The 2768-nt window shown below is 71.5% G+C and carries 2 pseudogenes; both read right to left on the bottom strand.

Annotated elements, in window-relative coordinates:
• A pseudogene (locus A6Q79_RS17150) lies at positions 1–1061 on the bottom strand (NAD-glutamate dehydrogenase domain-containing protein); the annotation flags it as partial.
• Positions 1062–1270: 209 nt separating this feature from the next.
• Positions 1271–2722 (bottom strand): annotated as a pseudogene (locus A6Q79_RS17145) (NAD-glutamate dehydrogenase); the annotation flags it as partial.
• Between the last annotated feature and the right edge of the window lie 46 nt (positions 2723–2768).

Here is a 2768-nt window from a genome sequence, read left to right as displayed (position 1 = left end):
GCAGCGAGGTGTCGTAGTCCTGCCACGAGGAGCGGGGCAGCTCGAAGAGTCGCCTGCGCTCGGCGTACGACGTGGCGGCGTCCGGGTCGGGATCGAGGAAGATGTCTCGGTGGTCGAAGGCGGCCACGAGGCGGGTGTGCTCGGAGCAGAGCATCCCGTTGCCGAAGACGTCGCCGGACATGTCGCCGATGCCGACGCAGGTGAAGTCCTCGGCCTGGCAGTCGATGCCGCGCTCGCGGAAGTGCCGCTGGACCGAGACCCACGCTCCGCGGGCGGTGATGCCCATGGCCTTGTGGTCGTAGCCGACCGAGCCACCGGAGGCGAAGGCGTCGCCGAGCCAGAAGCCGTAGGACAGGGCCACCTCGTTCGCGATGTCGCTGAAGGTCGCGGTGCCCTTGTCGGCCGCGACCACGAGGTAGGCGTCGTCGCCGTCGTGGCGGACCACGTCGGCCGGCGGCACCGTCCGGCCCTCCACGAGGTTGTCGGTGATGTCGAGCAGCCCGGAGATGAAGGTGCGGTAGCAGGCGATGCCCTCGGTCATCCATGCCTCGCGGTCCCCGGGGTCGGGGAGGTTCTTGGCGTAGAAGCCGCCCTTCGCGCCAACCGGCACGATGACGGTGTTCTTGACCATCTGAGCCGAAGCGCAGGTGGACGCCCTCCACGCGCGGGGAGTAGACGAAGATCTCGAACTTCGGCCGAGGCGAGGGCAGGTCGGGGATCGCCGACGGCTCCAGCTTGAGGCTGAGGTAGTCCTTGGGTCGCCCGTCCTCGCCACGCTGGAAGTGGTTGGTGCGCAGCGTGGCGCGGATCAGGGTGAGGTAGCCGCGCAGGATGCGGTCGTGGTCGAGACTGGCCACGTCGTCGAGCGCACTGCCCAGACGGGCCTCCAGCGCCTCGGTCTGCTGCTCGCGGTCCGTGACCTCGGGGTCGAAGCGCAGCTCGAAGAGCCGCACGAGCAGCCGGGTGATGTCGACGTTGGCGGCCAGCGCCTCCTCGATCGTGTCGACCGCGAAGGGCGAGGCCCCCTGGCGCATGTACTTGGCGTACGCGCGGAGCAGCATCGCCTGGCGCCAGCCCAGCCCCACGCCCAGCACCAGCCGGTTGAAGCCGTCGACCTCGGCACGACCGTCCCACACCGCCCGCAGCGCGTCGACGAAGAGCTCGCGTGCGTCGGGGCCAGGGAGAGGTCGAGCCCCTCCTCGCCCTCGATGCCCTCGAGCCGGCCGACGTCGACCGCGGCTGCGCGGGGCGAGAAGTCCTCCTTGTAGGCCTCGGGGAACGAGTCGACGTAGCGCCGGCCCAGCGCGGCACCGACCTGCTCGCCGTACTCCGAGAGCACCGCGGCCAGGAAGTCGTCGCGCCACGAGCGCGAGGCGTCGGCGAGCCGACGCTCGAGGTCGGTGGTGTCGAGGGCACGCAACGTGCCGGTCACCGTCGGGTCGCCGACCTCGCGCGGCAGGTGCACGACGAAGTGCACGCGCGCGGTGGTCGACTCGTTGATGCGGACGGTGAACTCCACCGACTCGCCCCCGAGCTGGTCGAGCAGGATCTCGCTGAACTTCTCGCGGACCGCGGTGTTGTAGCGGTCGCGCGGGAGGTAGACCAGCACGCTGACGTAGCGCCCGTAGGTGTCGGCCCGGGTGATCACGCGCACCGCCCGCCGCTCGCGGGCATGCATCGCGGCCACGGCCATCGGCGCGAGCTCGTCGACGGTGGTGTGGAAGAGCTCGTCGCGGGGGTAGCCCTCGAGGGTGTCCATCAGCGCGCGCCCGGCGTAGCTGCGCGGGTCGAAGCCGCTGCGCCGCAGCACCTCGCGGGCCTTCTCGCGCAGCAGCGGGATGCGGATCAGCGACTCGGCGTACGCCGACGAGGAGAACAGCCCGAGGAAGCGCCGCTCCCCCGTCACCTCACCCGCGGCGTCGAAGGTCTTCACGCCGACGTAGTCGAGGTACGCCGGGCGGTGCACCGTCGCGCGCGAGTTGGCCTTGGCCAGCACCAGCAGGGTCTTCTCGCGGGCCTTGGCCTTGACCGGCTCGGGCAGCCGCGCGAACGCCTCGGAGGTGTCCTGGTCTGCGCGCAAGATGCCCAGACCGCTGCCGGGGACCGCGCGCAGCGCGTCCTCGCCGTCGTGCTCCTCCAGCGCGTACTCGCGGTAGCCGAGGAAGGTGAAGTGGTCGTCGGTGAGCCACTCCAGCAGCTCGGCGCCCTGGCGGACCTCCTCGGCGTCCAGGCTGCTCGGGGCGTGCGCCCGCAGCTCGTCGACCACGTCGAGCATCCGCTGCCGCGTGCGCGGCCAGTCCTCGACGGCCTCGCGCACGTCACGCAGCACCCGCTGGACGTTCTCCACGATGCTCGCGGCGTCCTCGTCGGCGATCCGGTCGATCTCCACGTGCATCCACGACTCGCGCACCGAGTCGTCGTCGGGCTCGAGCGCCCCGTCGTCGACCGGGGCGACGTGCAGCAGCGCACCGGTGATGTCACGGCGCACGTCGAAGTGCGGGTGCACCACGACGTGCACGTCGCGCAGCTCGCGGGAGAGCTCCATGGTGAGGCTGTCGACGAGGAAGGGCATGTCGTCGGTGACGACCTCGACCACGCTGTGCCCGCCCGCCGACCAGCCGTCCTCGGCCAGCGTCGGCGTCAGCACCCGCACCCGGGCGGTGCCCTGGGGCCGCTCGGCCGCCAGCCGGTAGTGGCTCGCGAGGGCGCCGTAGACGTCCACGTCGGCCCGGCCGGAGACGTCCTCGGGGGCGACGTGACGGTAGTAG

This window comes from Aeromicrobium sp. REDSEA-S32_B7, from assembly GCF_001626145.1.
Taxonomy (GTDB): Bacteria; Actinomycetota; Actinomycetes; order Propionibacteriales; family Nocardioidaceae; genus Aeromicrobium; species Aeromicrobium erythreum.
This window is presented reverse-complemented; position numbering and strand designations above follow the sequence as displayed.